Annotated in this window: 1 protein-coding gene; it reads left to right on the top strand. The window is 59.7% G+C overall.

What is annotated here, in order from left to right:
- Positions 1 to 131: 131 nt before the first annotated feature.
- Positions 132 to 1,187 carry an IS110 family RNA-guided transposase gene (locus AC07T0_RS31710; RefSeq protein WP_495004871.1) on the top strand — a complete coding sequence of 352 codons (1,056 nt, stop codon included), beginning with the start codon at positions 132 to 134 and terminating at the stop codon, positions 1,185 to 1,187.
- Positions 1,188 to 1,234 lie beyond the last annotated feature (47 nt).

The following is a 1,234-nucleotide window of genomic DNA, read 5'->3' as shown; positions in this document are numbered from 1 at the left end:
TGTAATTGGATGGACTCGCCCAAGCCGAGGCGTCTGTAGCGCCACGGTGGCATTCTAATGAAGCCAACGACAGCGAGGGCGAGCCCATGAAAAAGCATACGATCAAAACCAACTCCTTGTCTTCTGCCGATCTGTCTGCTTGCACGACAGTGGCGGTGGATCTTGCCAAAAACGTGTTCCAGGTAGCTGGAGAAGACGCCCTTGGCCAAGTCAAATACGAGGAGCGGATCAAGTCCCGCGAGGCCTTCCTTGCGTTCCTGTACAAGCTGCCCAACACCGTGACAGTGCTCATGGAAACAGGCCCCGGTGCCCAAGCGTGGGCGCGAATCCTACAGGCGCAGGGGAACCTCGCGCGGATCCTGCCGGCACAGCGCGTAGCCGAGCATCGCAGCGGCGCAAAGAACGATCGTAATGATGCGCTGGCTATTCTGCGTGCGGGTCGAGACAGCTTGATCATCGCTGTGCCGATCAAAACCGCAGCCCAGCTAGCCATGCAGGCGCTGCATCGGGCCAGACAGGGCTACGTGCGCCGACGCACCGCCATGAGTAATCAGATCCGCGGTTTGCTGCTTGAACAAGGTATTGCCATGGCGCAAGGTGAGCTTGCCCTCAGCCGCAACGTTCCGCGGATACTGGAAGACGCCACACAACCGCTGCCAGAATCGTTGCGTGAGCTGATCGACGAAATGTTGGGTGAATGGCGTCATCTGGGCGAGCGCGTGAATGTGCTGACCGCACGCCTGGAGACCGCAGCGCGCGAAGACGAGACGGCAAAGCGCCTAATGACGGTACGTGGGATAGGGCCGATCATCGCTACGGCGCTGTTAGCCAAGCAGACCGAACCTGAACGTTTCCCGAATGCACGCCTGTTCGCGTCCTACTTCGGCACGGTGCCGGAGCAAAACAGCAGCGGCAATAAGACCCGGCTGGGGAAAATGTGCAAACGCGGCGATGCCTACTTACGCAGTCTGGCGATCCAGGGAGCGCATGCGGTACTGAGGCAGGTACGGCCCGATTCCGAACATCCAGACGACCAACGACTGCAATGCTGGCTAAGCCGTCATGGCCAGAAAGGCGCAGCCGTGCGCTTGGCCAATCGCAACCTGCGTATCGTCTGGGTGCTGCTGCAAAACGACCAAACCTACCGTCGCCAGCCTATGGGTAATCAGGAGGCGGCGGTGCATTAATCGACCGAGTTCTACCACCGGGGTGCTGAGTCACCTCAACCGCTGCT

The sequence above is a fragment of the Pseudomonas sp. GW821-FHT04D07 genome, from assembly GCF_059420225.1.
The sequence above is the reverse complement of the archived record's forward strand: the minus strand, read 5'-3'. Positions and strand labels throughout refer to the sequence as shown.